Genomic DNA, 25,836 nt, shown 5'->3' with positions numbered 1-25,836 from the left:
CCCGCCCGCCCCACGGGGTCGGGCGGGCACGGCGCCGGTCACCTCTCGCCGAGCGTGACCTCCGTCTTCGAGGCCGTCGAGCCGCGGACGTACGTCACGGTCACCCGGTCGCCCGGCTTGTGGCCCGCGAGGGCCTCCGAGAGCGAGGTGATCGTCGTGATGTCGTCGTCGCCGAGGCGGGTGATCACGTCGCCGGGACGCAGGCCCGCGCGGCCGGCCGCGCCGTTCGCCGGGGCCTCGACGACAGCGACGCCCGCCGGCTCGTAGTCGTCGTTCAGGAGCGTGCGGCCGGTGATGTCGAGGGCCGCCCGGCCCGAGTCGGTCACCCTGCCGTCCTTGATGATCTGGTCGGCGATCGTGCGCACCATGGAGGCGGGGATCGCGAACCCGATCCCGGGCGCCGCGCCGCCGCCCATCGCCGGGTCCGTCGCCGCGAGCGTCGGAATGCCGATGACCTCGCTGTCCAGGTTGACGAGCGCGCCCCCGCTGTTGCCGGGGTTGATCGCGGCGGAGGTCTGCACCATGTCGCCGATGGTCGCGCCCGTGCCGCCGCCCGACCGGCCCTCGCTCACGGTGCGGCCGGTCGCCGACACGATGCCCTGGGTGACGCTGCCGGACAGCCCGAGCGGCGAGCCCATCGCCAGCACGATCTGCCCCACGTCGACGGCGGAGGAGTCGCCGAAGCGGGCCGCCTTCAGGCCCTGCGGCACGGTTTCGAGGCGGATGACCGCGAGGTCCTGCTCGGGGTAGGAGGCGACGAGCCGGGCGCCCACCGGCCTGCCGCCGGTGGCAGCCGTGACCCGGAAGGCCTTCTCGTCCCCGACGACGTGCGCGTTCGTGACGACGTGCCCCTTGTCGTCGTAGACGACGCCGGAACCGAGGCTGTTCGACGCGTCGATCTGGACGACGGACGGGAGGACGTCCTTGATGACGGCCCGGTAGTCGTCCTCCAGCGCGTTGGCGGCGCGGGGCGGAGCCGCCTGCGTGGAACGCCGGGGCGGCCGCTCGTCGCCGGAGGAGGTGCAGCCGCCGGCGAGCGCGGCGGCGCACACGCCCGCGGTGAGGGGGAGGAGGAGGCGTCGGGCACGGGATACGTCCATGTCCGGAGTATCGGGTTCGGCCTCCGGGCCGGGCCCGGCGAGCGCACCCGATCAGGCGTACCGGACGCCCCCGGGGAGCCCTGGCCGCCCGCGATCGCCGCCCGCGGCCCCGTGGCGGACCCGCCGCCCGCGTCGGCTCACGCCCGCGCCCGCGCGACCCGCCCGCGTCAGCCCCGTACCCCGCACAGGTGCAGCAGCGCCGCCACCCGCCGGTAGGGCTCCGTCCGTCCCGCCCGGTCCTCGGCGGCGAGCAGGCGTTCCAGTTCCTCGGCGGCGGGCAGGCCCGCGTCGGCCGGGACGCCGTCGGTGAAGACCCGCACGCCGTACCAGGCGTGCAGGGGCGCGGCGATCCCGGCGAGCGTCGCCGTCAGGGCGTCGAGCCGGTCGGCCCGCACCTTCACGCCGTTGTCGTCGGCGCAGACGTCGGAGTCGAAGCCGGCGAGCGCACCCGTCCAGTCCCCGGCCAGCCCCGGCCGCATGGCCAGGGCGTCCGCGTTCCGTACGACCAGGGAGAGCAGGCCGCCGGGCGCCAGCATGCGGGCGAGGCCCGCGAGCAGCGCGTCCGGCTCGTCCGCGTACATGAGGACGCCGTGACAGAGGACGACGTCGAAGCTGCCGGGCAGGAAGTGCACCCCGGTCTCGCGGCCGTCGCCCTCGATCATCCGGACCCGTTCCCGGATGCCGGCGGGCTCGGTGCCCAGCGACTCGCGGGCCGCCTTCAGCAGCTCGGGGTCGGCTTCCAGGCCGGTCACCGTGTGCCCGGCGCGGGCGAGCCGCAGGGCCTGGGTGCCCTGCCCCATGCCCGCGTCGAGGATCCGCAGCCGCTGCCCCACGGGGTAGCGGGCGGCTATCTGCTCGTCCAGCTGGCGGGCGACGATCTCCTGCCGGATGGTGTCCCGCAGCCCGCCGTGCCCGGCGGGCCAGTGGGCGACGACGGGCAGCCTGGGGCCGCCCGAAGCGGAGGCGTCCATGCCGAGGGCAAGGCCCCCGGGGCCCGAGAGGTCGGTGCTCAGGGCCGCTCCCCGCGCTTGACCTGCGGCTTCGGAAGCCGCAGTCGGCGCATCTGGAGCGTACGCATCAGACCGTAGGCGATGGCACCCCGCTTCGGCTCGTCCGGGAAGCGCGCGTTCAGCTGCTTGCGCAGCCGGATCCAGATGCCGATCGAGTCGATCACGATCATGACGATGACGCCGAGCCAGAGCAGCAGCGAGATGTTCTGGAGCTGCCGGTTCGTGTTCCCGAACAGCGACAGCACGAGGATCACCACGGCCATCGGCAGGAAGAACTCGGCGATCGCGAAGCGCGAGTCGACGAAGTCGCGCACGAATCGGCGCACTGGACCCTTGTCACGGGCCGGCAGATAGCGCTCGTCACCGCTCGCCAGCGCCTCGCGCTGACGGGCCAGGTCCGAGCGGCGCGCCTCGCGCTGACGCTTGGCGGCCTCCTTGCGGTCGAGCGGCGCGGACGACGCGCGGCGGCGCTGTGACTGGGCCTCACTCCGCTTCGGGGTCGGGCGGCCCTTGGGGGCCTCGGGGTCGCGGGGCTGCTTGGTGGAGAGGTCCGCCGTCACCTTCTCGGTGGGGGCCTTCTCGTCCTTCGAACGGCTACGGAACACAAAACCCAAGGGTACGGGGTGCGACGCATGGACCCCAGTCCGGGCGGGAACGATCCGCTAACGGCCTGCGTCTACCGCGGTACGTACGGAGGACGTGCGAGGTTTCCCCGGGATCCATCTACTCCCTGGGCCTGAGGGAGCCGCCGCGCAGTCGTCCTTGGGGAGGAGCGCATCCGCCCCCGAACAGTGCGGTAATGGAGACAGGGCCCGTACTGTGGATCCTGTCGAAGAGCTGGTGCCGAGTCCGTCAGAAGGGGGCGCGCGAAGCCCATGAGCGGTGTCATGAAGCGTATGGGGATGATCTTCCGCGCGAAGGCGAACAAGGCCCTTGACCGGGCCGAGGACCCGCGCGAGACGCTCGACTACTCCTACCAGAAGCAGCTGGAGCTGCTCCAGAAGGTGCGGCGCGGCGTCGCCGACGTCGCCACCTCCCGCAAGCGGCTCGAACTCCAGCTGAACCAGCTGCAGGGCCAGTCCGCCAAGCTGGAGGACCAGGGCCGCAAGGCGCTGGCGCTCGGCCGCGAGGACCTGGCGCGCGAGGCGCTGTCCCGGCGGGCCGCGCTCCAGCAGCAGGTCAGCGACCTCGAGGTGCAGCACCAGACGCTGCAGGGCGAGGAGGAGAAGCTGACGCTCGCCGCTCAGCGCCTCCAGGCCAAGGTCGACGCCTTCCGCACGAAGAAGGAGACCATCAAGGCGACCTACACGGCCGCGCAGGCGCAGACCAGGATCGCCGAGTCCTTCTCCGGCATCTCGGAGGAGATGAGCGACGTCGGTCTCGCGATCCAGCGGGCCGAGGACAAGACGGCGCAGCTCCAGGCGCGCGCGGGCGCGATCGACGAGCTGCTCGCCTCCGGTGCCCTCGACGACCAGTCGGGGCTCGCCAAGGACGACATCCAGGCCGAGCTGGACCGCCTCTCCGGCGGTACGGACGTGGAGCTGGAGCTCCAGCGGATGAAGGCCGAGCTGGCGGGCGGCTCCTCCGCCCAGCAGCAGGCCATCGAGGGCGGCGCCGCCGGCGCCCAGGAGAGCGGCCGGCAGCAGTCCCACCCCCGCTTCGACAAGCAGTAGGCGACCGGCGGACGGGCCGGCCGGCGGACCAGCGAAGGGCGCGTCATGATCGTACGGATCATGGGGGAGGGCCAGTGGACACTGGCCGACAGTCACTTCGGCGAGCTGAACCGGCTCGACGACGAACTGCTCGCGGAGATGCGGTCGGAGGACACCGAGGGCTTCCGCCGCACCCTGGGCGCGCTCCTGGACGCCGTCCGCCGGCTCGGCGAACCGCTCCCGGACGACGCCCTCGCGCCCTCGGAGCTGATCCTCCCGGCTCCGGACGCCAGCCTGGAGGAGGTCAGGGAGATGCTCTCCGACGACGGACTGATCCCCGGCTGACGGTACGCGGCCGACGTGCGCGACCGGTGTCCCGCCGCCCCCCGGGGTGGCGGGACACCGCCGTTCCCGGGACGGGACCGGCCCCGCCCCGTCCCGTACCGTTCCACGGGTGACCCCCACCGGCCTCCCCAGCACCCCGACCGGAGCCCCGGCCGACGCCCCCGCCGCCGTGACCGGTTCCCCCGCCGGCGCACCGGCGACGCCGTACACCCGGCTCCGCGACCGGCTGCGGGCCCACCCCCTCGCCTTCGACGCGATCCTGGCCCTCGGCGTGCTCGTCTGCATGGTCGCCGGATCGTTCACCGACCCGCACGGCGGCCCCGACGGGCGGCCCACCTTCGGCGACCGGGCCCCCGACGCGCTCAGCGTCCTGGTGATGACCGCCGGGGCCGCGGCCCTCGTCCTGCGCCGCCGCCACCCCTTCGCGGTGCTCGGCTTCACCGTCGCCGTCAGCCTCCTGGAACTCCTGCGGGAGATCACGCCCGCCACCGTCGCCATGAGCGTCGTCGTCGCCCTCTGCACGGTCGCCGCCCGCACCGACCGCCCCACCACCTGGCGCGTCGGCCTCGCCACCATGGCCGTCCTCACCGCCGCCGCCATGGTCTTCGGGCCCACCCCCTGGTACGCCCAGGAGAACCTCGGCGTCTTCGCCTGGACCGGCATGGCCGCTGCCGCCGGGGACGCCGTCCGCAGCCGCCGCGCCTTCGTCGACGCCATCAGGGAACGGGCCGAGCGCGCCGAGCGGACCCGCGAGGAGGAGGCGCGGCGCCGGGTCGCCGAGGAGCGGCTCCGGATCGCCCGCGACCTCCACGACGTCGTCGCCCACCACATCGCCCTCGTCAACGTCCAGGCGGGCGTCGCGGTGCACGTCATGGACAAGCGCCCCGACCAGGCCAAGGAGGCCCTCGCCCACGTCCGCGAGGCCAGCCGCTCCGCCCTCGACGAGCTGCGCGCCACCGTCGGCCTGCTGCGCCAGTCCGGCGACCCCGAGGCGCCCACCGAACCGGCCCCCGGCCTCGCCGTCCTCGACGGGCTCCTCGACAGCTTCCGCAAGGCCGGCCTCCCGGTCGCCCTGGTCCGCGCCGACGAGGGCCTGACCCTGCCCGCGACCGTCGACCTCGCCGCGTACCGGATCGTCCAGGAGGCCCTCACCAACGTGCGCAAGCACGCCGGACCGCGGGCCGAGGCGGAGGTCAGCGTCGTCCGCGTCGGCCGTACGGTCGAGATCACCGTCCTCGACAACGGCACGCCCCCCGCCGACGACCCGCGGCCCGACCCCTCCGACGACCAGCGGCCCGACCCCTCCGGCGGCCACGGCCTGCTCGGCATGCGCGAGCGCGTCGGCGCCCTCGGCGGCACCCTCACCGCCGCACCCCGCTACGGCGGCGGCTTCCGCGTCCAGGCGATACTGCCCCTGACGTCCCGCACGGGGGAGGACAGATGACCATCCGGGTACTGCTCGCCGACGACCAGGCCCTGCTCCGCAGCGCCTTCCGGGTCCTGGTGGACTCGGAGCCCGACATGGAGGTCGTCGGCGAGGCGGCCGACGGCGCCCAGGCCGTCGACCTCGCCCGCGCCGAGCGGCCCGACGTCGTCCTGATGGACATCCGGATGCCCGGCACCGACGGCCTCGCCGCCACCCGCTCCATCACCGCCGACCCGGACCTCTCCGCCGTGCGGATCGTCATGCTCACCACCTTCGAGGTCGACGAGTACGTCGTGCAGTCGCTGCGCGCCGGGGCCTCCGGCTTCCTCGGCAAGGGCGCCGAACCCGGCGAGCTTCTCGACGCCATCCGGATCGCGCACGCGGGCGAGGCCCTGCTCTCCCCGGCCGCCACCAAGGGCCTGATCGCCTCCTTCCTCGCGCAGGTCCCCGGCGTCGATCCGGCGGCCGGCGCCGGCGCCGGGTACGCGGCACGCCTCGGCGCGCTCACCGCCCGCGAGCGGGAGGTCCTGGTCCTGGTGGCGGGTGGCCTGTCGAACGACGAGATCGCCGAGCGCCTCGACGTCAGTCCGCTGACCGTGAAGACGCACGTCAACCGGACGATGGCCAAGCTCGGCGCCCGCGACCGGGCGCAGCTGGTGGTGACGGCCTACGAGTCGGGCCTGGTCCGTCCCCGGGTGGAGTGAGGGGGAGCCCCCGCGTACTCCAGACGCGGTATGCGCGGCATAAGGAAGTGGACCCGGGGGCCGAGGACTTCCGGTGCCGGGTGACAGATCGTATGACCGGGGGGCACTGGCTCGTGTCCGGCGCGTGCGGCCGGGTCGGGAGGCCCGCCTGTCGACGAGTACGCCACAGAAACGAGACCCCATGTCCTGGCTGTCCAGATTCAGCCTCGCGCAACGGGCCCTGATCGGGCTGATGTCCATCGTCGCGATCGTGTTCGGGGCGATCGCGATACCGCAGCTGAAGCAGCAGCTGCTGCCCTCGATCGAGCTCCCCATGGTCTCGGTCCTCGCCCCCTACCAGGGCGCCTCTCCCGACGTGGTCGAGAAGCAGGTCGTCGAGCCCCTGGAGAACAGCCTCAAGGCCGTCGACGGCCTCACCTCGGTGACCTCCACGGCCTCCGAGGGCAACGCCCTGGTCATGGCCTCCTTCGACTTCGGCGACGAGTCGACGAAGCAGCTCGTGGCCGACGTCCAGCAGGCCGTCAACCGGGCCCGCGCCGTGCTGCCCGACGGCGTCGACCCGCAGGTCGTCGCCGGGTCCACCGACGACATCCCGACCGTCGTGCTCGCCGCCTCCTCCGACCGGGACCCGCAGGCGCTCGCCGACCAGCTGGAGCGGACCGTCGTGCCCGCCCTGGAGGACATCGAGGGCGTCGGCCAGGTCACGATCGACGGCGTCCGTGACCTCCAGGTCTCCGTCACCCCCGACGAGCGGAAGCTCGCCGCGGCCGGGCTCACCACCGTGAAGCTCGCCGAGGCGCTGCGCTCCGGCGGCGGCACCATGCCCGCCGGCGCCTTCTCCGAGGACGGCAAGAGCCGCACCGTCCAGGTCGGCGGCGGCTACACCTCGCTCCAGCAGATCCAGGACCTCCGCATCCCGCCGGCCGTGCCCGGCAAGGGCCGGGCGGTGCGCCTCGGCGACGTCGCCACCGTCACGCAGGAGGAGGCCCGTGCCGTCTCCCTGACCCGGACGAACGGCCGGCCGAGCCTCGCCGTCATGGCCACGATGGACAAGGACGGCAGCGCCGTCGCCATCTCCGACGCCGTCACGGAGCTGCTGCCCGACCTGCGGCAGGACCTCGGCGCGGGCGCCGAGCTGACCGTCGTCTCCGATCAGGGCCCGGCCGTCGCCAAGTCCATCTCCGGACTGACCACCGAGGGCGCCCTCGGCCTCGTCATGGCCGTCCTGGTGATCCTGGTCTTCCTCACCTCGATCCGCTCGACGCTGGTGACCGCCGTCTCCATCCCGCTGTCGGTCGTGCTCGCCCTGCTGGTGCTGTGGAGCCGCGACCTCTCGCTCAACATGCTGACGCTGGGCGCGCTCACCATCGCCATCGGCCGGGTCGTCGACGACTCGATCGTGGTCCTGGAGAACATCAAGCGGCACCTCGGCTACGGCGAGGAGCGGCGGTCCGCCATCCTCACCGCGGTCCGCGAGGTGGCGGGCGCCGTCACCTCCTCGACCCTCACCACCGTCGCCGTCTTCCTGCCGATCGGCCTCGTCGGCGGCATGGTCGGCGAGCTGTTCGGCTCCTTCTCGCTGACGGTGACGGCGGCCCTGCTCGCCTCGCTGCTCGTCTCCCTGACGGTCGTGCCCGTCCTGTCGTACTGGTTCCTGCGCGCCCCCAAGGGCACCTCGGAGGACCCGGAGGAGGCCCGCAGGGCGGCCGAGGAGAAGGAGGCGAAGAGCCGCCTCCAGCGGTCGTACGTGCCGGTGCTCCGGTTCGCGACCCGGCGCAGGCTCACCAGCCTCGCCATCGCGCTCGTCGTCCTCGTCGTCACCTTCGGCATGGGCGGCCTGCTCAAGACCAACTTCTTCGACCCCGGCGAGCAGGAGGTGCTGAGCATCCGCCAGGAGCTGGCGCCCGGCACCAGCCTCGCCGCCTCCGACGAGGCCGCGAAGAAGGTCGAGAAGGTCCTCGCCGCGACCGAGGGCGTGCGGGACTACCAGGTCACCGTCGGCTCCTCCGGCTTCATGGCGGCCTTCGGCGGCGGGACCGGCTCCAACCAGGCCACCTACCAGGTGAGCCTGGAGGACTCCGCCTCGTACGAGGAGACCCGGGACGCCATCGACGCGGCCCTCGGCCGGCTCGACGGCATCGGCGACACCACCATCGCGGCCGGTGACGGCTTCGGCAACCAGGACCTGAGCGTCGTCGTGAAGGCCGCCGACCCGGCGACCCTGAAGGCCGCCTCGGAGCAGGTCCGCACGGCCGTCGCGGGCCTGGAGGACGTCACCGACGTGCAGAGCGACCTGGCCCAGTCCGTGCCGCGGATCTCCGTGCGGGCGAACGCCCGGGCGGCCGACCTCGGCTTCGACAACACCTCGCTCGGCATGGTCGTCGCCCAGGCCGTCCAGGGCACCCCGGCGGCCAAGGCGATCCTCGACGACAGCGAGCGGAACGTCCTCGTCACGTCGGCGAAGCCGGCCACCACCCTGGCCGCCCTGCGCGCCCTGCCGCTGGGCCCGGTGAAGCTGGGCGACGTCGCCACCGTCGAGCTGGTCCCCGGCCCCGTCTCCATGACCCGGATCGACGGCGCCCGCGCGGCGACGATCACCGCCAAGCCGACCGGCGACAACACCGGCGCCGTCTCCACCGCCCTCCAGGCGGAGCTGAAGAAGCTCGACCTGCCCGAGGGCGCCACCGCCACCATCGGCGGCGTCAGCGAGGACCAGGCGGACGCGTTCCTCAAGCTGGGGCTCGCGATGCTGGCCGCGATCGCGATCGTCTTCATGCTGCTGGTGGCGACCTTCAGGTCGCTGGTCCAGCCGCTGATCCTGCTGGTCTCCATCCCGTTCGCGGCGACCGGCGCCATCGGTCTGCTCGTCCTGACCGACACGGCGATGGGCGTCCCGGCGATGATCGGCATGCTGATGCTGATCGGCATCGTGGTGACCAACGCGATCGTCCTGATCGACCTGATCAACCAGTACCGGGCCCAGGGCCTCGGGGTCGTCGAGGCCGTGATCGAGGGCGGCCGGCACCGGCTGCGCCCGATCCTGATGACCGCCCTCGCGACGATCTTCGCGCTGCTGCCGATGGCCCTCGGCATCACCGGCGAGGGCGGCTTCATCGCCCAGCCGCTCGCCGTCGTGGTGATCGGCGGACTGATCAGCTCGACGCTGCTGACCCTGCTGCTCGTGCCGACGCTGTACGCGATGGTGGAGCTCCGCAAGGAGCGCCGGGCGAAGAAGAAGGCGGCGAAGGCGGGCGCGAAGCGGACGGGCAAGAAGTCCGGCAAGAAGAAGGGCGACGGGACGGACAACCCCGAGCAGCCCGACGTGTCGCCGCTGGACGCCGGTCTGCTGAACCTCCTGGACTGACGGACGGACGGGCCGACCAACGGACGGAAGGGGCGCCCCGCGATTGTCGCGGGGCGCCCCTTCCGTCGTACGTACCGTCCGGAGAACCGTTACGGCAGCGCCAGCATCCGCTCCAGGGCGAGCTTGGCGAAGCTCTCGGTCTCCTTGTCGACCTCGATCCGGTTGACGAGGTTGCCCTCCGCCAGCGACTCCAGGGTCCACACCAGGTGCGGCAGGTCGATCCGGTTCATGGTCGAGCAGAAGCAGACCGTCTTGTCGAGGAAGACGATCTCCTTGCCCTGGTCGGCGTAACGGTTCGCCAGGCGGCGGACCAGGTTCAGCTCGGTGCCGATGGCCCACTTCGAGCCGGCCGGGGCCGCCTCCAGGGTGTTGATGATGTACTCGGTCGAGCCCACGTAGTCCGCGGCGGCGACGACCTCGTGCTTGCACTCCGGGTGGACGAGGACGTTCACGCCGGGGATGCGCGCCCGGACGTCCTCGACCGACTCCAGCGAGAAGCGGCCGTGGACCGAGCAGTGACCCCGCCACAGGATCATCTTGGCGGCCCGCAGCTGCTCGACGGTGAGCCCGCCGTTCGGCTTGTGCGGGTTGTAGACCACGCAGTCGTCGAGGGACATGCCCATGTCGCGGACGGCGGTGTTGCGGCCCAGGTGCTGGTCGGGCAGGAAGAGCACCTTCTCGCCCTGCTCGAAGGCCCAGTTCAGGGCGCGCTCGGCGTTGGACGAGGTGCAGATCGTGCCCCCGTGCTTGCCGGTGAAGGCCTTGATGTCGGCCGAGGAGTTCATGTACGAGACGGGCACGACCTGCTCGGCGACGCCCGCCTCGGTCAGGACGTCCCAGCACTCGGCGACCTGCTCCGCGGTGGCCATGTCGGCCATCGAGCAGCCGGCGGCCAGGTCGGGCAGGACGACCTTCTGGTCGTCACCGGTGAGGATGTCGGCGGACTCCGCCATGAAGTGCACACCGCAGAAGACGATGTACTCCGCCTCCGGCTTGGCGGCGGCGTCACGCGCGAGCTTGAAGGAGTCGCCGGTGACGTCGGCGAACTGGATGACCTCGTCGCGCTGGTAGTGGTGACCGAGCACGAAGACCTTGTCCCCGAGCTTCTCCTTGGCAGCGCGGGCGCGCTCCACAAGGTCCGGGTCGGAGGGCGACGGCAGATCGCCCGGGCACTCCACGCCGCGCTCGCTCTTGGGGTCGGCCTCGCGGCCGAGCAGCAGGAGGGCGAGCGGGGTCGGCTGGACGTCGAGCTCGGGACGGGGGTGGGCCGTGGTCACGTCACGCACCCTTTCTTCGGGGAACCTTTTCGTCTAAATGACGCTATCTATCATAACCGCTTCACGTCAGAATGACGATGTCCATAGTGTCGATGTGACGAATTCGCCTTCCGCGTCCGGAGGCCGGGTGTGCGAGCATGAAGGGAGCAACACCTCCGCTCGCCCGGAATGAATCCGGGACACCGCCGGTTGCAACCGTCGGCAAGCAGTCTCCGTACACACCGGGAGAGAAGCAGATGTCCGTATCGGACGAGAAGACCACTGTCAGCGACGGCATCCTCCTGTCCGACGCCGCTGCGGCCAAGGTCAAGGCCCTGCTCGAGCAGGAAGGCCGTGACGACCTGGCCCTGCGCGTCGCCGTTCAGCCCGGCGGCTGCTCCGGCCTCCGCTACCAGCTGTTCTTCGACGAGCGCTCGCTCGACGGCGACGTCGTCAAGGACTTCGGCGGCGTCAAGGTCGTCACCGACCGCATGAGTGCCCCGTACCTGGGCGGCGCGTCGATCGACTTCGTCGACACGATCGAGAAGCAGGGCTTCACGATCGACAACCCGAACGCCACGGGCTCCTGCGCCTGCGGCGACTCGTTCAGCTAGGCCCGTGACCGGCCCGGCCCCTGCGGCCGGGCCGTCCGCAGGCGTACGCGCGAGGGCGGTGGCCCCGGGAATCCCCGGGGCCACCGCCCTCACGCATGCCCGCGTCAGCGCCGGGGCACGGCCTGGCCGCTCGCCCCGTCCACCACGGGCCGGTCACCCAGCGGGCCCCGCAGGGTCACCGTCAGCGTGATCTCCTTGGCCATCGCGACGCACGCCCGGCCCGGGTCGGACTTCTCGTCGATCCGCACGGTCACCTGCCGCGCGCTCTCCTCCGCCGTCGCCGTGTACGTGCTGCACACCCCGCCCCAGAAGGTGACCGCCAGCTTCCGGCCGTCCCCCTCCACGCGGTACGACTCCACCTGCCGCACCGGAGCCGTACCCGTCTCGGGCGTCGGCTCGGGCGAGGGCGCCGCGGGAGGCGTCAGGAACTCCGGGGCCACCGCCGTCTGCGTCACCGTGTGCGGCGCCGCGTCCACCGGGTCCGCCGTGAACAGCCAGGTCGGCACGAGCAGCCGCTCGCCCGCCACGTCCCGGGCCGCCAGGCCCAGCACCGCGCCGGTCACCGGCACCTCCGCGGGCGGCGCCGCGTCCACGGTCGTCCGGCAGGGCACGTCCGGCGCCGGCACGTCCGGGCCGCCCCCGTCGACCCCGGCCGGCGGGTCCGTCGCACACCCGCCGATGCCGATCGGTCCGGTGCCCTTCGAGGCCTCGTTCAGCGCGGCGAGCGCCTTCTCCGCCCCGATCACCGGATACGCGTCGCCCTTCGCCGGCTCCTTGAGCATCCCGCTCCCGGCCACCGGCCGCCCGTCCGCGCCGATGTGCAGCCCCGTCGACCAGCCGTACGTGGGCAGCCCGCCCACCACCGGATCGGCGTTGACCACCCGCACCGAGCCGTTCATGACCTGCGCCGCCGTCAGCTTCGCGTCGTCCTGCCCGAGCGCCTTCAGGACCGGCGCGGCCGCCGCCTTCGCCGCCGCCTCGCTCAGCGGCGTACCGCCGGCGACCGGGGGCTTCGCCTCGCCCGGCGGCGGGCACGCCTTGCCCTTGAGGCAGGTGTCGCCGACCGGCCCGCCGTCGTACCAGGAGTACGTCCAGTTCCCCGGCGCCGCCTTCGCCACGTCCAGGCGCGGGCCCTGCCCGTCCTTCTCCGGACGGATCGTCCACACGTCGCCGACCAGCGCGGGACGGCCCTCCATCCCGAGCGCCTCGGCCAGCCTGGTCACCTCCGCCGAGGTGACCAGGCCCTCGGGCCGGTGGACCGCGGCCGAGGAGGGCCCTTGGGGGAGTGGGCCCTTGGCTGTGTAGACGGTGCCGCTCGGGCCGCCGCCCGGGTCCGGTTCGCCGGGAGCGATGCCCGGCCCCGTCGGCCCGCTCTCCAGGCGCAGCGGCGGTGGCCCGCCCACGTCCCGCGCCGGGGCACCGACGCCCTCACCGGCACCGGCACCCGTGTCGTCACCGGCCGCCGTGGCCGCCACGTACACCCCACCGCCACCGGCCAGCAGCACTCCCGCCGCCACCGAGGCGGTGAGCAGGTGCCGCCGCTTCCGCCCGTTCTCCGTACCGCTCACCGCAACGCTCCCTCGTGTCGATCGGACACCGGTGGGACGGAGCGGGCCCGCGGACGGTTCCGTACGTCCCTCAGCCGCCGTACTCGGCCGTCGCCGCAATCAGCCGCGCCGAGGCCGCGGGCACGACCACGCCGTGGATCGAGGCGGGGGAGACCGGAGCGGGCGCGGGGGCGACGGGAGCCACCCAGTGCGGGACCATCCGCGCGCTGTCGCCGCGCAGCTGGGCGAGGCTGAACTCGGACTCGTGTCGCTCGCCGGGAGCGGGATACGTCGTCATGGCCGCACCGTATGCACCGCACCGCTCCGGGGAAAAGACCTACTCTGGGGTAGTTTCCACTGTTCGGCAGCGCGCTTCCCAGCGGGTAGCGTGAACTGTCCTTACCCACACCCCGCAGGAGCACCCCCGCCGTGCGTATCGCAGTCACCGGCTCCATCGCCACCGACCACCTCATGACCTTCCCCGGCCGGTTCGCCGACCAGCTCGTGGCCGACCAGCTCCACACGGTGTCCCTCTCCTTCCTCGTCGACAACCTCGACGTCCGCCGGGGCGGCGTCGGCCCGAACATCTGCTTCGGCATGGGCCAGCTCGGCGGCAGCCCGATCCTCGTCGGCGCGGCCGGCTACGACTTCGACGAGTACCGCGCCTGGCTCGACCGGCACGGCGTCGACACCGCCTCGGTCCGCATCTCCGAGGTGCTCCACACGGCCCGCTTCGTCTGCACCACGGACCGGGACCACAACCAGATCGGCTCCTTCTACACCGGCGCCATGAGCGAGGCCCGGCTCATCGAGCTGAAGGCCGTCGCCGACCGCGTCGGCGGGCTCGACCTCGTCCTCATCGGCGCGGACGACCCCGAGGCGATGCTCCGCCACACCGAGGAGTGCAAGACCCGCGGGATCCCCTTCGCCGCCGACTTCTCGCAGCAGATCGCCCGCATGGACGGCGACGAGATCCGCACGCTGCTCGACGGCGCCACCTACCTCTTCTCGAACGAGTACGAGAAGGGCCTCATCGAGTCGAAGACCGGCTGGACCGACGAGGAGATCCTCTCCCGCGTCGGCCACCGCGTCACCACCCTCGGCTCCCGCGGCGTCCGCATCGAGCGCGTCGGCGACACCCCGATCGAGGTCGGCTGCCCGGAGGAGCAGGCCAAGGTCGACCCGACCGGCGTCGGCGACGCGTTCCGCGCGGGCTTCCTCACCGGCCTCTCCTGGGGCGTCGGCCTGGAGCGGGCCGCGCAGGTCGGCTGCATGCTCGCCACGCTGGTGATCGAGACCCTCGGCACGCAGGAGTACACCCTGCGCCGCGCCAACTTCATGGAGCGCTTCACCAAGGCGTACGGCCCCGAGGCCGCCGCCTCCCTCCGGCCCTACCTGGCCTGACCCCCTCCGAGGGACCCGCCCGGGCCCCCCGCGCGCCCTCCGACGGGGGCCCGGGGGCCCGGGCCGGTTCCACCGGGTCAGGAGAGGCGGCGGACGGTGTAGGCCGTGCCGCCCCGGGCGGACGGGGCCTCGCCCACGTACTCCTGGCCCCGCATCTCGCACCACGCCGGCACGTCGAGCCGCGCCGCCTCGTCGTCCGACAGCACCGTCACCGTGCCGCCCACCGGTACCCCCCCGAACACCTTCGCCAGTTCGATCACCGGGATCGGGCACCGCTTCCCCAGCGCGTCCACGACCAGCGCCCCCGGGTCGCCGGCCGGAGCCGCGGCCCCGGACGCCGGCGCGCCGAGCCGCTCCCGTACGCCCGCGACGACCCCGGGCAGCAGCGCGAGGAAACGGTCCACGTCCTCCTCCGGGGTGCCGACGGGCAGCGACACCCGGACGTTGCCCTCGCTCAGGACGCCCATGGCCCGCAGCACATGGCTGGGCGTCAGCGTCGAACTCGTACACGACGAACCGGACGAAACGGAGAAACCCTCCCGGTCCAGCTCGTGCAGGAGCGCCTCCCCGTCGACGTACAGACAGGAGAACGTGACGACGTGGGGCAGCCGCCGGACCGGATCGCCCACCACCTCCACGTCCGCGACCAGTTCCGGCACGCGCGCCCTGATCCGGTCCACCAGCGCCCGCAGCCGCGCCGCCTCCGCCGCCGCCTCGGCCCGTACGGCGCGGAGCGAGGCCGCGGCAGCCACGATCGCCGGCAGGTTCTCGAACCCGGGGGCCCGCCCCGACTCCCGCTCGTCGCCCGGCCCCTGCGGGGCGAACCGCACGCCCTTCCGTACGGCGAGGAGCCCCACGCCCGCCGGACCGCCCCACTTGTGCGCGCTCGCCGCGAGCAGCGACCAGCCCTCCGGGACCGGGCCCCAGCCCAGCGACTGGGCCGCGTCGACGAGGAGCGGCACGCCCGCCGCCCGGCACGCCCCGGCGACCTCTGCGACGGGCTGCTCGGTCCCGACCTCGTGGTTGGCGGACTGGAGGCAGGCCAGCGCGGTCCCCTCCGTCAGGGCCGCCGCGAACACGTCCGGGTCGACGGCGCCGGACCGGTCCACCGGCACCTCGGCCACCGTGCCGCCGGCCGCGGCGTGCGCCTCGCCCGCGTGCAGGACGGAGGAGTGCTCGACGGCCGAGACGACGAGCCGGTCACCGACCCGCCGCCGCCCCGCGAGCGCCCCCGCGACCCCGGCGTGGACCGCGCGCGTCCCCGAAGGAGTGAACACGAGCTCGTCCGGGCGACAGCCCACCGCCTCCGCGACGGCCTCCCGCGCCGCGTCGAGCAGCAGCCGGGCCCGCCGGCCCTCCCGGTACAGCCGGGCGGGGTCGGCCCAGCCCTCGTCGAGGGCGGCCAGCAGGGCCTGGCGGGCGACGGGGTGCAGGGGAGCGGCGGACGCGGCGTCGAAGTACGGCATCCGCCCACGGTAGGTCCTGCCCGCCGCCCGGCGGGAGCCGCCCCGCCCGGCCCCCGGGGGCCCACCGCCGCCTCCGCCACGGCCCCCGCCCGGCCCCCGCCGCCTCTGCCGCGGCTCCCGTCCGGGCCCCGCCGGGCTCTCCGCTCCACCCCCGGCGGACCGCCGTGAGCCCTCGTCAGGAGCCCGCCGGGGCAGGGTGCGAAGGGGGCGGGCCGAGGCGGGGCGGGCCCGCGCGGAACCCCCGAGTCCACCCCTTCGGGGGCTCGGTCGGCGCGTTGGGCACCCTCCCCGCGCGACCCCAAATAGCGTCCAGTAGGGTTTGGTCCGCATAAACATCCAAACCCCTGCCCGCGGCCGGGGCGGCGACCGACCAGCGAGACGGACGGCCGTGGCAGCCGACGTACGCGGGCCGAGACTCTCGGGAAGGCGCTACGTGAGTCCCAACGGCTCCGACCGCTCGTCGCGGCGCCCGATGCGGCGGAAGCTGCCGCAGGTGCTGACTGCGGGCCTGATCCTGGCGACAGCCACCGGCTGCTCGTACAACTGGGAAGACTTCCCTCGCCTTGGCATGCCCACCCCGGTCACGGAAGAGGCGCCTCGGATCCTCTCCCTCTGGCAGGGCTCGTGGGCTGCTGCCCTCGTGACGGGCATCCTGGTGTGGGGCCTGATCCTCTGGTCCGTCATCTTCCACCGGCGCAGCCGCACCAAGGTCGAGGTACCTCCGCAGACCCGGTACAACATGCCCATCGAGGCGCTGTACACGGTCACTCCGCTCATCATCGTCTCGGTGCTCTTCTACTTCACCGCGCGCGACGAGTCCAAGCTCCTCGAGCTCACCGCCAAGCCGGCCCACACCATCAACGTGGTCGGCTACCAGTGGAGCTGGGGCTTCAACTACGTCGAGAACGTGCCCGGTGTGCAGGGCGACGCCAAGACGGACAAGAACCTCGCCGCGATTCCGGACAAGTTCATCAACGACTTCCCGGAGAACGCGGGCGGTGTCTACGACGCGGGCATTCCGGGCGACCGGAACCCGCAGACCGGCAACCCGGGCCCGACCCTGTGGCTGCCCAAGGGCGAGAAGGTCCGGTTCGTCCTGACCTCCCGTGACGTCATCCACTCCTTCTGGGTGGTCCCCTTCCTGATGAAGCAGGACGTCATCCCGGGTCACACCAACGCCTTCGAGGTCACGGCGACCCAGGAGGGCACCTTCCTCGGCAAGTGCGCCGAGCTGTGCGGTGTCGACCACTCCCGGATGCTCTTCAACGTCAAGGTGGTCTCCCCGGAGCGCTACCAGGCGCACCTGAAGGAGCTTGCGGCGAAGGGGCAGACCGGCTACATCCCGTCCGGCATCGAGCAGACGGACCCGGCCAGGAATGCGGAGAAGAACCAACTGTGAGCATCCCCAACGAAACCCAGGGTGCCGCCGCAGCTGAGGACTCGTACGAGAACGAGCTGCCCGTACGGCGCAAGCAGCCCGGCAATGTCGTGGTGAAGTGGCTGACCACCACCGACCACAAGACGATCGGCACGCTCTACCTGGTCACGTCGTTCGTCTTCTTCTGCATCGGCGGACTCATGGCGCTCTTCATGCGCGCCGAGCTGGCCCGTCCGGGTACGCAGATCATGTCGAACGAGCAGTTCAACCAGGCGTTCACGATGCACGGCACGATCATGCTGCTGATGTTCGCGACGCCGCTGTTCGCCGGATTCGCGAACTGGATCATGCCGCTGCAGATCGGCGCGCCCGACGTGGCGTTCCCGCGGCTGAACATGTTCGCGTACTGGCTGTACCTCTTCGGCTCGATCATCGCGGTGGCCGGCTTCCTCACCCCGCAGGGTGCGGCCGACTTCGGCTGGTTCGCCTACTCCCCGCTGTCGGACGCCGTCCGCTCGCCGGGCGTCGGCGCCGACATGTGGATCATGGGTCTGGCCTTCTCCGGCTTCGGCACGATCCTCGGCTCGGTCAACTTCATCACCACGATCATCTGCATGCGCGCACCCGGCATGACGATGTTCCGCATGCCGATCTTCACCTGGAACGTGCTCCTGACCGGTGTCCTGGTCCTGCTCGCGTTCCCGGTCCTCGCGGCCGCGCTGTTCGCCCTGGAGGCGGACCGCAAGTTCGGCGCCCACGTCTTCGACGCGGCCAACGGCGGCGCCCTGCTGTGGCAGCACCTCTTCTGGTTCTTCGGACACCCAGAGGTGTACATCATCGCCCTGCCGTTCTTCGGCATCGTCTCCGAAGTGATCCCGGTCTTCAGCCGCAAGCCGATGTTCGGCTACATCGGTCTGGTGGCCGCGACCATCGCGATCGCCGGTCTCTCCGTGACCGTGTGGGCCCACCACATGTACGTCACCGGTGGCGTGCTCCTTCCGTTCTTCTCCTTCATGACGTTCCTCATCGCCGTACCGACCGGCGTGAAGTTCTTCAACTGGATCGGAACGATGTGGAAGGGGTCGTTGTCCTTCGAGACGCCGATGCTCTGGACGATCGGCTTCCTGGTCACCTTCACCTTCGGTGGTCTGACCGGTGTCATCCTGGCCTCGCCGCCGATGGACTTCCACGTCTCCGACTCGTACTTCGTCGTGGCGCACTTCCACTACGTCGTCTTCGGCACCGTGGTCTTCGCGATGTTCGCCGGCTTCCACTTCTGGTGGCCGAAGTTCACCGGCAAGATGCTGGACGAGCGGCTCGGCAAGATCACGTTCTGGACGCTGTTCATCGGCTTCCACGGCACGTTCCTGGTGCAGCACTGGCTGGGCGCCGAGGGCATGCCGCGTCGTTACGCGGACTACCTGGACGCCGACGGCTTCACCGCGCTGAACACGATCTCGACGATCTCCTCGTTCCTGCTGGGCATGTCGATCCTGCCGTTCTTCTACAACGTCTGGAAGACCGCCAAGTACGGCAAGAAGGTCGAGGTCGACGACCCGTGGGGCTACGGCCGCTCGCTCGAGTGGGCGACCTCCTGCCCGCCGCCGCGGCACAACTTCCTCACCTTGCCGCGGATCCGCTCCGAATCCCCGGCGTTCGACCTGCACCACCCTGAGATCGCGGCTCTCGACCAGCTCGAGAACAAGCCTCACGAGGTGGAGGCCCTCACCGGCGGCAAGGAGGCCGGCAAGTGAAGATCCAGGGCAAGATGTTCATCTGGCTGAGCGTCTTCATCCTTGCCATGGCGATCCTGTACGGCGTCTGGTCCAAGGAGCCGGTCGGTACGACGGCGCTCTTCCTGGCCTTCGGCCTCGCCATCATGATCGGCTACTACCTGGCCTTCACGGCCAAGCGTGTCGATGCCATGGCGCAGGACGACAAGGAGGCCGACGTCGCGGACGAAGCCGGTGAGGTGGGCTTCTTCGCCCCGCACAGCTGGCAGCCGCTCTCGCTGGCCATCGGCGGCTCGCTCGCCTTCCTCGCCGTCGCGATGGGCTGGTGGCTGCTGTACTTCTCGGCGCCGCTGATCCTGGTCGGTCTCTTCGGCTGGGTGTTCGAGTTCTACCGCGGTGAGAACCAGAACCAGTAGCACCGGCAGTACCCCGCAACACCCCGAGGGGCCCGGACACTTCGACAGCGAGGTGTCCGGGCCCCTCGTTTGCAGCACTCGGCGCGCTGGCTCCGGGGAATGTCCTTAGCGTGAAGTCATGAACGACACGCCGCGCATTCGGACTGTTCTGAGCTGCACCTTTCTGGTCCTCGCCGTCACCGCCGGCGTGACCGCCTGCGGCGGCCCCGACCGCCATCCCCTGTCGGCGAGGCCCTTCGACGCGGCGGAGCAGATCGCGTTCAACGGCCCTTCGGGCAGCGCCAAGGCGGACCCCCAGAAGCCCCTGGAGATCACCGCCAAGGGCGAGAACGGCCGGATCACCGACGTCACCGTCACCGACGCCGCCGGGCGCCACCTGGCCGGCGAACTCACCGCCGACGGCCGTCGCTGGCGCTCCACGGCCGCCCTGGCCGCCGGAGCCCGCTACACCGTCCGGGTCGCCACGGAGGACAAGGAGGGCGCTCCGGGCACCCGTACGTTCACGTTCGACACGGCACCCGCCAAAGGGGGCCTCACCGTGACGTTCGGGCCGCAGGCGGGCACGTACGGCGTCGGGCAGCCGATCACCGCCGACCTCAGCGTCCCGGTCAAGGACCGCGCGGCCCGCGCCGTCGTCGAACGGGGCCTCAAGGTCCGCTCCACCCCGGCGGTGGAGGGCTCCTGGTACTGGGTGGACGACAAGAAGCTCCACTTCCGCCCCAAGGACTACTGGCCCGCCGGCGCGCTCGTCTCGGTCAGCGGCAACCTCAACGGCGTCAAGGTCGACGACAAGCTCTACGGCGGCCCCTCCAAGCCGCTCGAACTGAAGATCGGCGACCGGATTGAGGCCGTGGCCGACGCCGGGACCCACTACATGACCGTGCGGCGCAACGGAGAAGTGATCAACACCATCCCGGTGACCACCGGAAAACCGGGCTTCTCCACGCGAAACGGGATCAAAGTGGTGCTCGGCAAGGAGTACTACGTCCGCATGCGCGGCACCAGCATCGGCATCGCCGAAGGCAGCTCCGAGTCCTACGACCTGCCCGTCTACTACGCCACCCGCGTCACCTGGAGCGGCGAGTACGTCCACGCCGCCCCCTGGTCCGTCGGCTCCCAGGGCGTCGCCAACGTCAGCCACGGCTGCGTGGGCATGTCCACCAGCAACGCCGCCTGGTTCTACCGGACCGTCCGCCCCGGCGACATCGTGAAGACCGTCAACAGCCACGGCAACACCATGGACGCCTTCGGCAACGGCTTCGGCGACTGGAACCTCTCCTGGGACAAGTGGCGCACCGGCAGCGCCCTGGTGGCCGAGAAGGGCAACCCCACGGCCACCGAGGACGCCAAGGCCCGCCTGAGGCCGCTCTTCTAGGGGCTCGGTTCGCCTCCGGTCGCTTGCGCCGGGCTCACAGCCCCGTACGTGCTCGACCCGCTCGTTCCTCGCGGGCCTCCGCGCGTCCGGACCTGTTCCCCCGGCCGCTCCCTTCGGCTCACTCGCCCCGGGTCAGGCGTCGAGCGAGAGGCGGGAGCGCAGGAGGTCCGCCAGGGAGGCCGCGAACTCGACCGGATCCACCGGAAGGGTGACGGCGGCGTCCGCGCGGCTCCAGGTGGCCAGCCAGGCGTCCTGCGGGCGGCCCATGAGCAGCAGCACCGGCGGGCAGCGGAAGACCTCGTCCTTGATCTGGCGGCACACGCCCATGCCGCCCGCCGGCACGGCCTCGCCGTCGAGCACGCACACGTCGATCCCGCCCTCGTCCAGGGCCTTCAGGACCGCCGGAAGCGTGGCGCACTCCACGAACTCCACCGGAGGGACGTCCGCCGCGGGCCTGCGCCCCGCCGCGAGGCGGACCTGCGCGCGGGTGTTCGCGTCGTCGCTGTAGACCAGGACCGTGGCACTCGACTGCATCGTTCCTCCGTAGGGAAGGGCGTCCACCGATGCGGCGGATGCTACTCCGCTCCACAGCCCGTCAACACCCGTTCAACACCTGTTCGAAGGGTGCCGGTGGCCCCCGCCGCTGGGCCGTTCGGGCTGGACAGGGGGGCCTGACACTCCGAACGGCACCCCCCGGAGTGAGGGCGGGATAAGCGACCGACATAATGTCGGTCGTGGCGACAGTAACGACAGTAGAAACCGGGCACGCGCACCCGTCGGTCAATCGACCGAACCTCACCAGCGTCGGAACCATCATCTGGCTGAGTTCCGAGCTGATGTTCTTCGCGGCCCTCTTCGCGATGTACTTCACCCTGCGATCGGTGACGGGTGCCGACTTCTGGGCGGAAAAGGCCTCGGCCCTCAACTTCCCGTTCTCGGCGACCAACACCACGATCCTGGTGCTCTCCTCACTCACCTGCCAGCTCGGCGTCTTCGCCGCCGAGCGGGGCGACGTGAAGAAGCTCCGCACGTGGTTCATCATCACGTTCGTGATGGGTGCGATCTTCATCGGCGGCCAGGTCTTCGAGTACACCGAGCTGGTCAAGCACGAGGGCCTCTCGCTCTCGTCGGACCCCTACGGCTCCGTGTTCTACCTGACCACCGGCTTCCACGGCCTGCACGTGACGGGCGGACTCATCGCCTTCCTGCTGGTCCTCGGCCGGACGTACGCCGCCAAGAGGTTCACTCACGAGCAGGCAACCGCCGCCATCGTCGTGTCCTACTACTGGCACTTCGTCGATGTCGTCTGGATCGGCCTCTTCGCCACGATCTACATGATCAAGTAATCGGGCCCGCCGCACCGGCGGACCCGAGACACATCCAGCAAGCATCGACGCAGAAGATCCTGACACCGGGGTAATCCGTGAAAAAGCTCTCCGCACGACGACGCCATCCGCTGGCGGCGGTCGTCGTCCTACTTCTCGCGCTGGCGGCCACTGGGGGGCTGTACGCCGCGTTCGCACCCGCGGGCACGGCGAAGGCCGATGAGACCGCCCAGTCCCTCGCCATCGAGGAGGGCAAGAAGCTCTACTCCGTCGGCTGCGCCAGCTGCCACGGAACCGGCGGTCAGGGCACCTCTGACGGCCCGTCCCTGGTCGGCGTCGGCTCGGCCTCCGTGGACTTCCAGGTCGGCACGGGCCGCATGCCGGCCCAGCAGCCGGGTGCCCAGGTCCCGAAGAAGAAGAACATCTACTCGCAGGCCGAGATCGACCAGCTCGCCGCGTACGTGGCCTCCCTCGGTGCCGGCCCCATCACGCCGACCGAGAAGCAGTACGACCCCGCGGGTGCCAACGCCGCCAAGGGTGGCGAGCTGTTCCGCACCAACTGTGCCCAGTGCCACAACTTCACCGGCGAGGGCGGCGCGCTGACGCACGGCAAGTACGCGCCCAGCCTCGAAGGCGTGAGCCCGAAGCACCTCTACGAGGCCATGCAGACCGGCCCGCAGAACATGCCCTCCTTCCCGGACACCACCATGCCGGAGCAGGAGAAGAAGGACATCATCGCGTACGTCCAGGCCGTCAACGGCGAGAAGGCCGACAGCCCGGGCGGTCTCTCGCTCGGTGGCCTCGGCCCCGTCAGTGAGGGCCTGTTCGCCTGGATCTTCGGTCTGGGTGCGCTGATCGCAGTTGCCATCTGGGTCGCGGCCCACACCGCTAAGGCCAAGAAGTCATGAGTACCCAAGAGATTCCAGAAGAGAACCTGCCGACTGGGCAGGACACCGCGCACGGCGCGGTGAAGGTCGCCGACGACCCGTTCGCCGACCCGGGCCTTCCGCCCCACAAGCCGCGTATCCAGGACATCGACGAGCGGGCCGCCAAGCGGTCCGAGCGCGCGGTCGCCTTCATGTTCACGCTGTCGATGCTGGCCACCGTCGCCTTCATCGCGTCGTACGTGATCTTCCCGGTCGACCAGATCGTGTACATCTGGCCGTTCGGCCGGGTGTCCGCGCTCAACTTCGCGCTCGGCTGGACCCTCGGCCTCGCCCTCTTCTTCATCGGCGCGGGCGCGGTCCACTGGGCCCGCACCCTGATGTCCGACGTGGAGGTCGCCGACGAGCGTCACCCGATCGCGGCGTCCCCCGAGGTCAAGGCGCAGGTCATGGCGGACTTCGCGGCCGGTGCCGCCGAGTCCGGCTTCGGCCGCCGCAAGCTGATCCGCAACACGATGTTCGGCGCGCTGGCGCTCGTACCGCTCTCCGGCATCGTCCTCCTGCGTGACATGGGCCCGCTGCCCGAGAAGAAGCTCCGGTCCACCCTGTGGGCCAAGGGCAAGCAGCTCATCAACATGAACACGCACGAGCCGCTGCGTCCCGAGGACGTCGCGGTCGGTTCGCTGACCTTCGCGATGCCCGAGGGCCTCTCGGAGCACGACCACCACTTCCAGACCGAGATCGCCAAGGCCGCCCTGATGATCGTCCGGATCCAGCCGGAGGACATCAAGGACAAGCGCGAGCTCGAGTGGTCGCACGAGGGCATCGTCGCCTTCTCGAAGATCTGCACCCATGTGGGCTGCCCGATCTCCCTGTACGAGCAGCAGACGCACCACGTGCTCTGCCCGTGCCACCAGTCCACCTTCGACCTCTCCGACGGCGCCCGCGTCATCTTCGGCCCGGCCGGTCACGCCCTCCCGCAGCTGCGGATCGGCGTGAACGAGAAGGGCTTCCTGGAGGCGCTCGGCGACTTCGACGAGCCCGTCGGCCCGGCATTCTGGGAGCGCGGATGAGCACCGTGACCAACACGCAGAAGAAGGCGCCCGCCGGTGAGCGGGTCGCCGACTGGGCCGACGGACGCCTGGGGATCTACACGCTGGCCAAGGCCAACATGCGGAAGATCTTCCCGGACCACTGGTCCTTCATGCTGGGCGAGGTCTGCCTCTACAGCTTCCTCATCATCATCCTGACGGGCGTCTACCTGACGATGTTCTTCCACCCGTCGATGAACGAGGTGGAGTACGCCGGACCGTACGTCCCGCTCCAGGGACAGCTGATGTCCGAGGCGTTCAACTCGACCATGCACATCTCCTTCGAGGTGCGCGGTGGTCTGCTCATCCGGCAGATCCACCACTGGGCGGCGCTGATCTTCCTCGCCGGCATGTTCGTGCACATGATGCGCGTCTTCTTCACCGGCGCGTTCCGCAAGCCGCGTGAGATCAACTGGCTGTTCGGCTTCCTGCTGTTCTTCCTGGGCATGTTCACCGGTTTCACCGGTTACTCGCTCCCGGACGACCTGCTCTCCGGCACCGGTGTCCGCTTCATGCAGGGCGCGATCCTGTCCGTGCCGGTCATCGGCACGTACCTCTCGATGTTCCTGTTCGGCGGCGAGTTCCCCGGCGGCGACTTCGTCGCCCGGTTCTACTCGGCGCACGTGCTGCTGCTCCCCGGCATCATGCTGGGCCTGGTGGTCGCCCACCTGATCCTGGTGTTCGTGCACAAGCACACGCACTTCGAGGGCCCCGGCCGCACCAACAAGAACGTCGTCGGCATGCCGCTGCTGCCCGTGTACATGGCGAAGGCCGGAGGCTTCTTCTTCCTGGTCTTCGGCGTCATCACGATCATCGCGGCGATCGCCTCGATCAACCCGATCTGGGCCCTCGGCCCGTACCGCCCGGACCAGGTGTCCACCGGCGCCCAGCCCGACTGGTACATGGGCTTCGCCGAGGGTCTGATCCGTGTCATGCCGGGCTGGGAGATCAACCTCTGGGGCCACACCCTGGTCCTGGGCGTGATGATCCCGCTGGCGATCTTCCCGGCGGTGCTCGGCGCGATCGCGGTCTACCCGTTCATCGAGTCCTGGATCACCGGCGACAAGCGCGAGCACCACATCGCGCAGCGCCCGCGCAACGCTCCGACGCGCACCGCCTTCGGTGTCGCCTGGATCACCGCGTACATGATCATGCTCGTGGGTGGTGGAAACGACCTCTGGGCGACCCACTTCCACCTGTCGATCAACTCGATCACCTGGTTCGTCCGGATCTTCTTCTTCGTCGGCCCGGTCATCGCGTTCATCGTCACCAAGCGGATCTGCCTCGGCCTCCAGCGCCGCGACAAGGACAAGGTGCTGCACGGCCGCGAGTCGGGCATCATCAAGCGCCTGCCGCACGGTGAGTTCGTCGAGGTCCACGAGCCGCTCAGCCAGGGCGAGCTGCACCGCCTCACGGCGCACGAGCAGTACGAGCCCGCCGAGCTGCCGCCGGCCGTCGACGAGAACGGCGTCAAGCGGAAGATCGGCGCGATGGAGAAGCTCCGGGTCAAGCTCAACAAGGGCTACTACGGCGCCGACAACCAGGTCGCCAAGCCCACGGTCGAGGAGTACAAGGAGATCCAGAGCGGCCACGGCCACCACTGATCGCCTTCCCCTCCTGACCTTGCAAGGTCGCCACGGCGAGAGCCCCGTCCATTCGCTGGACGGGGCTCTTTGCCGTCGCCGGAGGTCGATAGGGTGAGGCCGTACCCCTTGTGTGCGTGACGCGCCAGAGACCAGGAGCTGC

General features: G+C 71.1%; 23 protein-coding genes. 15 read left to right on the top strand and 8 right to left on the bottom strand.

Annotated features, from left to right (window positions below; genetic code table 11):
• Positions 1-38: 38 nt before the first annotated feature.
• From ACWDVG_RS03180 to ACWDVG_RS03170, 3 genes are all read right to left on the bottom strand, one after another.
• On the bottom strand, positions 39-1,100 hold the full coding sequence (locus ACWDVG_RS03180) for a S1C family serine protease (protein ID WP_451695622.1): 1,062 nt from the start codon (positions 1,098-1,100) through the stop codon (positions 39-41).
• 167 nt (positions 1,101-1,267) lie between these two features.
• Positions 1,268-2,071 (bottom strand): class I SAM-dependent methyltransferase, encoded by an 804-nt coding sequence (locus ACWDVG_RS03175; RefSeq protein WP_451695620.1) that lies wholly within the window; start codon positions 2,069-2,071, stop codon positions 1,268-1,270.
• A 38-nt stretch (positions 2,072-2,109) separates the two neighbouring features.
• A complete protein-coding gene (locus tag ACWDVG_RS03170; RefSeq protein WP_451695618.1) occupies positions 2,110-2,715 on the bottom strand; it encodes a DUF3043 domain-containing protein in 606 nt (201 codons plus the stop codon).
• A 270-nt stretch (positions 2,716-2,985) separates the two neighbouring features.
• Between ACWDVG_RS03170 and ACWDVG_RS03165 the strand changes: the two genes are divergently transcribed.
• The 5 genes from ACWDVG_RS03165 (at position 2,986) to ACWDVG_RS03145 (ending at position 9,601) form a co-directional block, all read left to right on the top strand.
• Complete coding sequence (locus ACWDVG_RS03165) at positions 2,986-3,783, top strand: PspA/IM30 family protein (protein WP_451695616.1); 798 nt, start codon at positions 2,986-2,988, stop codon at positions 3,781-3,783.
• A 45-nt stretch (positions 3,784-3,828) separates the two neighbouring features.
• A complete protein-coding gene (gene pspAA / locus ACWDVG_RS03160; protein ID WP_451695614.1) occupies positions 3,829-4,107 on the top strand; it encodes a PspA-associated protein PspAA in 279 nt (92 codons plus the stop codon).
• 169 nt (positions 4,108-4,276) lie between these two features.
• A complete protein-coding gene (locus tag ACWDVG_RS03155) occupies positions 4,277-5,551 on the top strand; it encodes a sensor histidine kinase (protein ID WP_451695646.1) in 1,275 nt (424 codons plus the stop codon).
• The gene (locus tag ACWDVG_RS03150) at positions 5,548-6,237 is read left to right on the top strand and encodes a response regulator (protein WP_451695612.1); all 690 of its coding nucleotides are present in this window, start codon (positions 5,548-5,550) and stop codon (positions 6,235-6,237) included. Before ACWDVG_RS03155 ends, ACWDVG_RS03150 begins: the two co-directional genes overlap by 4 nt.
• A gap of 181 nt (positions 6,238-6,418) precedes the next feature.
• Entirely contained in the window at positions 6,419-9,601 is a 3,183-nt protein-coding gene (locus tag ACWDVG_RS03145) for an efflux RND transporter permease subunit (RefSeq protein ID WP_451695610.1), read from the top strand.
• A gap of 89 nt (positions 9,602-9,690) precedes the next feature.
• Here the strand turns inward: ACWDVG_RS03145 and nadA are convergent, their stop codons facing one another.
• Complete coding sequence (nadA, locus tag ACWDVG_RS03140; protein ID WP_451695608.1) at positions 9,691-10,887, bottom strand: quinolinate synthase NadA; 1,197 nt, start codon at positions 10,885-10,887, stop codon at positions 9,691-9,693.
• Positions 10,888-11,114: 227 nt separating this feature from the next.
• Between nadA and ACWDVG_RS03135 the strand changes: the two genes are divergently transcribed.
• Positions 11,115-11,471, top strand: coding sequence for an iron-sulfur cluster assembly accessory protein (locus ACWDVG_RS03135; protein ID WP_451695606.1), 357 nt, complete (start codon positions 11,115-11,117; stop codon positions 11,469-11,471).
• Between the two features lie 104 nt (positions 11,472-11,575).
• On the opposite strand, the gene ACWDVG_RS03130 is transcribed toward ACWDVG_RS03135, so the two are convergent.
• Positions 11,576-13,039, bottom strand: coding sequence for a hypothetical protein (locus ACWDVG_RS03130; RefSeq protein WP_451695604.1), 1,464 nt, complete (start codon positions 13,037-13,039; stop codon positions 11,576-11,578).
• 70 nt (positions 13,040-13,109) lie between these two features.
• Positions 13,110-13,316 (bottom strand): hypothetical protein, encoded by a 207-nt coding sequence (locus ACWDVG_RS03125; protein WP_451695601.1) that lies wholly within the window; start codon positions 13,314-13,316, stop codon positions 13,110-13,112.
• A gap of 131 nt (positions 13,317-13,447) precedes the next feature.
• On the opposite strand from ACWDVG_RS03125, the gene ACWDVG_RS03120 reads away from it, so the two are divergent.
• Positions 13,448-14,422, top strand: a complete 975-nt coding sequence (locus ACWDVG_RS03120; protein ID WP_451695599.1) for a carbohydrate kinase family protein — start codon at positions 13,448-13,450, stop codon at positions 14,420-14,422.
• A gap of 77 nt (positions 14,423-14,499) precedes the next feature.
• On the opposite strand, the gene ACWDVG_RS03115 is transcribed toward ACWDVG_RS03120, so the two are convergent.
• Positions 14,500-15,888 (bottom strand): aminotransferase class V-fold PLP-dependent enzyme, encoded by a 1,389-nt coding sequence (locus tag ACWDVG_RS03115; protein WP_451695597.1) that lies wholly within the window; start codon positions 15,886-15,888, stop codon positions 14,500-14,502.
• A 433-nt stretch (positions 15,889-16,321) separates the two neighbouring features.
• Here ACWDVG_RS03115 and ctaC point away from each other — a divergent pair, with 433 nt between their 5' ends.
• From ctaC to ACWDVG_RS03095, 4 genes are all read left to right on the top strand, one after another.
• Positions 16,322-17,287, top strand: coding sequence for an aa3-type cytochrome oxidase subunit II (gene ctaC, locus ACWDVG_RS03110; RefSeq protein ID WP_451695595.1), 966 nt, complete (start codon positions 16,322-16,324; stop codon positions 17,285-17,287).
• Entirely contained in the window at positions 17,284-19,020 is a 1,737-nt protein-coding gene (gene ctaD, locus ACWDVG_RS03105; protein WP_451695593.1) for an aa3-type cytochrome oxidase subunit I, read from the top strand. Before ctaC ends, ctaD begins: the two co-directional genes overlap by 4 nt.
• Positions 19,017-19,415: a cytochrome c oxidase subunit 4 gene (locus ACWDVG_RS03100; RefSeq protein ID WP_451695591.1), complete on the top strand. Its 399-nt coding sequence runs from the start codon at positions 19,017-19,019 to the stop codon at positions 19,413-19,415. The genes ctaD and ACWDVG_RS03100 overlap by 4 nt, the downstream gene beginning before the upstream one ends.
• Before the next feature lie 118 nt (positions 19,416-19,533).
• On the top strand, positions 19,534-20,790 hold the full coding sequence (locus ACWDVG_RS03095; RefSeq protein WP_451695589.1) for an Ig-like domain-containing protein: 1,257 nt from the start codon (positions 19,534-19,536) through the stop codon (positions 20,788-20,790).
• A 132-nt stretch (positions 20,791-20,922) separates the two neighbouring features.
• On the opposite strand, the gene ACWDVG_RS03090 is transcribed toward ACWDVG_RS03095, so the two are convergent.
• Positions 20,923-21,324: a hypothetical protein gene (locus ACWDVG_RS03090; protein ID WP_451695587.1), complete on the bottom strand. Its 402-nt coding sequence runs from the start codon at positions 21,322-21,324 to the stop codon at positions 20,923-20,925.
• Between the two features lie 191 nt (positions 21,325-21,515).
• On the opposite strand from ACWDVG_RS03090, the gene ctaE reads away from it, so the two are divergent.
• The 4 genes from ctaE to qcrB all read left to right on the top strand — a co-directional run bounded on the left by ctaE (position 21,516) and on the right by qcrB (position 25,694).
• Entirely contained in the window at positions 21,516-22,136 is a 621-nt protein-coding gene (ctaE, locus tag ACWDVG_RS03085) for an aa3-type cytochrome oxidase subunit III (protein WP_125658266.1), read from the top strand.
• A 77-nt stretch (positions 22,137-22,213) separates the two neighbouring features.
• Positions 22,214-23,023 carry a cytochrome bc1 complex diheme cytochrome c subunit gene (gene qcrC / locus ACWDVG_RS03080; RefSeq protein WP_451695585.1) on the top strand — a complete coding sequence of 270 codons (810 nt, stop codon included), beginning with the start codon at positions 22,214-22,216 and terminating at the stop codon, positions 23,021-23,023.
• Positions 23,020-24,072, top strand: a complete 1,053-nt coding sequence (gene qcrA / locus ACWDVG_RS03075; protein WP_451695583.1) for a cytochrome bc1 complex Rieske iron-sulfur subunit — start codon at positions 23,020-23,022, stop codon at positions 24,070-24,072. Before qcrC ends, qcrA begins: the two co-directional genes overlap by 4 nt.
• Complete coding sequence (qcrB, locus tag ACWDVG_RS03070; protein WP_451695582.1) at positions 24,069-25,694, top strand: cytochrome bc1 complex cytochrome b subunit; 1,626 nt, start codon at positions 24,069-24,071, stop codon at positions 25,692-25,694. The genes qcrA and qcrB overlap by 4 nt, the downstream gene beginning before the upstream one ends.
• Positions 25,695-25,836 lie beyond the last annotated feature (142 nt).

It is taken from the genome of Streptomyces sp. NPDC003327, from assembly GCF_053589515.1.
This window is presented reverse-complemented; position numbering and strand designations above follow the sequence as displayed.

Bases quoted from the DNA above. Each gene is read 5' to 3' on its own strand.
- ACWDVG_RS03135 (WP_451695606.1), top strand. From the start codon at position 11,115: ATGTCCGTATCGGACGAGAAGACCACTGTCAGCGACGGCATCCTCCTG.
- ctaE (WP_125658266.1), top strand. From the start codon at position 21,516: ATGTCGGTCGTGGCGACAGTAACGACAGTAGAAACCGGGCACGCGCAC.
- qcrB (WP_451695582.1), top strand. From the start codon at position 24,069: ATGAGCACCGTGACCAACACGCAGAAGAAGGCGCCCGCCGGTGAGCGG.
- pspAA (WP_451695614.1), top strand. From the start codon at position 3,829: ATGATCGTACGGATCATGGGGGAGGGCCAGTGGACACTGGCCGACAGT.
- qcrA (WP_451695583.1), top strand. From the start codon at position 23,020: ATGAGTACCCAAGAGATTCCAGAAGAGAACCTGCCGACTGGGCAGGAC.
- ACWDVG_RS03115 (WP_451695597.1), bottom strand. From the start codon at position 15,888: ATGCCGTACTTCGACGCCGCGTCCGCCGCTCCCCTGCACCCCGTCGCC.
- ACWDVG_RS03145 (WP_451695610.1), top strand. From the start codon at position 6,419: ATGTCCTGGCTGTCCAGATTCAGCCTCGCGCAACGGGCCCTGATCGGG.
- ACWDVG_RS03125 (WP_451695601.1), bottom strand. From the start codon at position 13,316: ATGACGACGTATCCCGCTCCCGGCGAGCGACACGAGTCCGAGTTCAGC.
- ACWDVG_RS03165 (WP_451695616.1), top strand. From the start codon at position 2,986: ATGAGCGGTGTCATGAAGCGTATGGGGATGATCTTCCGCGCGAAGGCG.
- ACWDVG_RS03095 (WP_451695589.1), top strand. From the start codon at position 19,534: ATGAACGACACGCCGCGCATTCGGACTGTTCTGAGCTGCACCTTTCTG.
- ACWDVG_RS03180 (WP_451695622.1), bottom strand. From the start codon at position 1,100: ATGGACGTATCCCGTGCCCGACGCCTCCTCCTCCCCCTCACCGCGGGC.
- ACWDVG_RS03090 (WP_451695587.1), bottom strand. From the start codon at position 21,324: ATGCAGTCGAGTGCCACGGTCCTGGTCTACAGCGACGACGCGAACACC.
- ACWDVG_RS03150 (WP_451695612.1), top strand. From the start codon at position 5,548: ATGACCATCCGGGTACTGCTCGCCGACGACCAGGCCCTGCTCCGCAGC.
- ACWDVG_RS03175 (WP_451695620.1), bottom strand. From the start codon at position 2,071: ATGGACGCCTCCGCTTCGGGCGGCCCCAGGCTGCCCGTCGTCGCCCAC.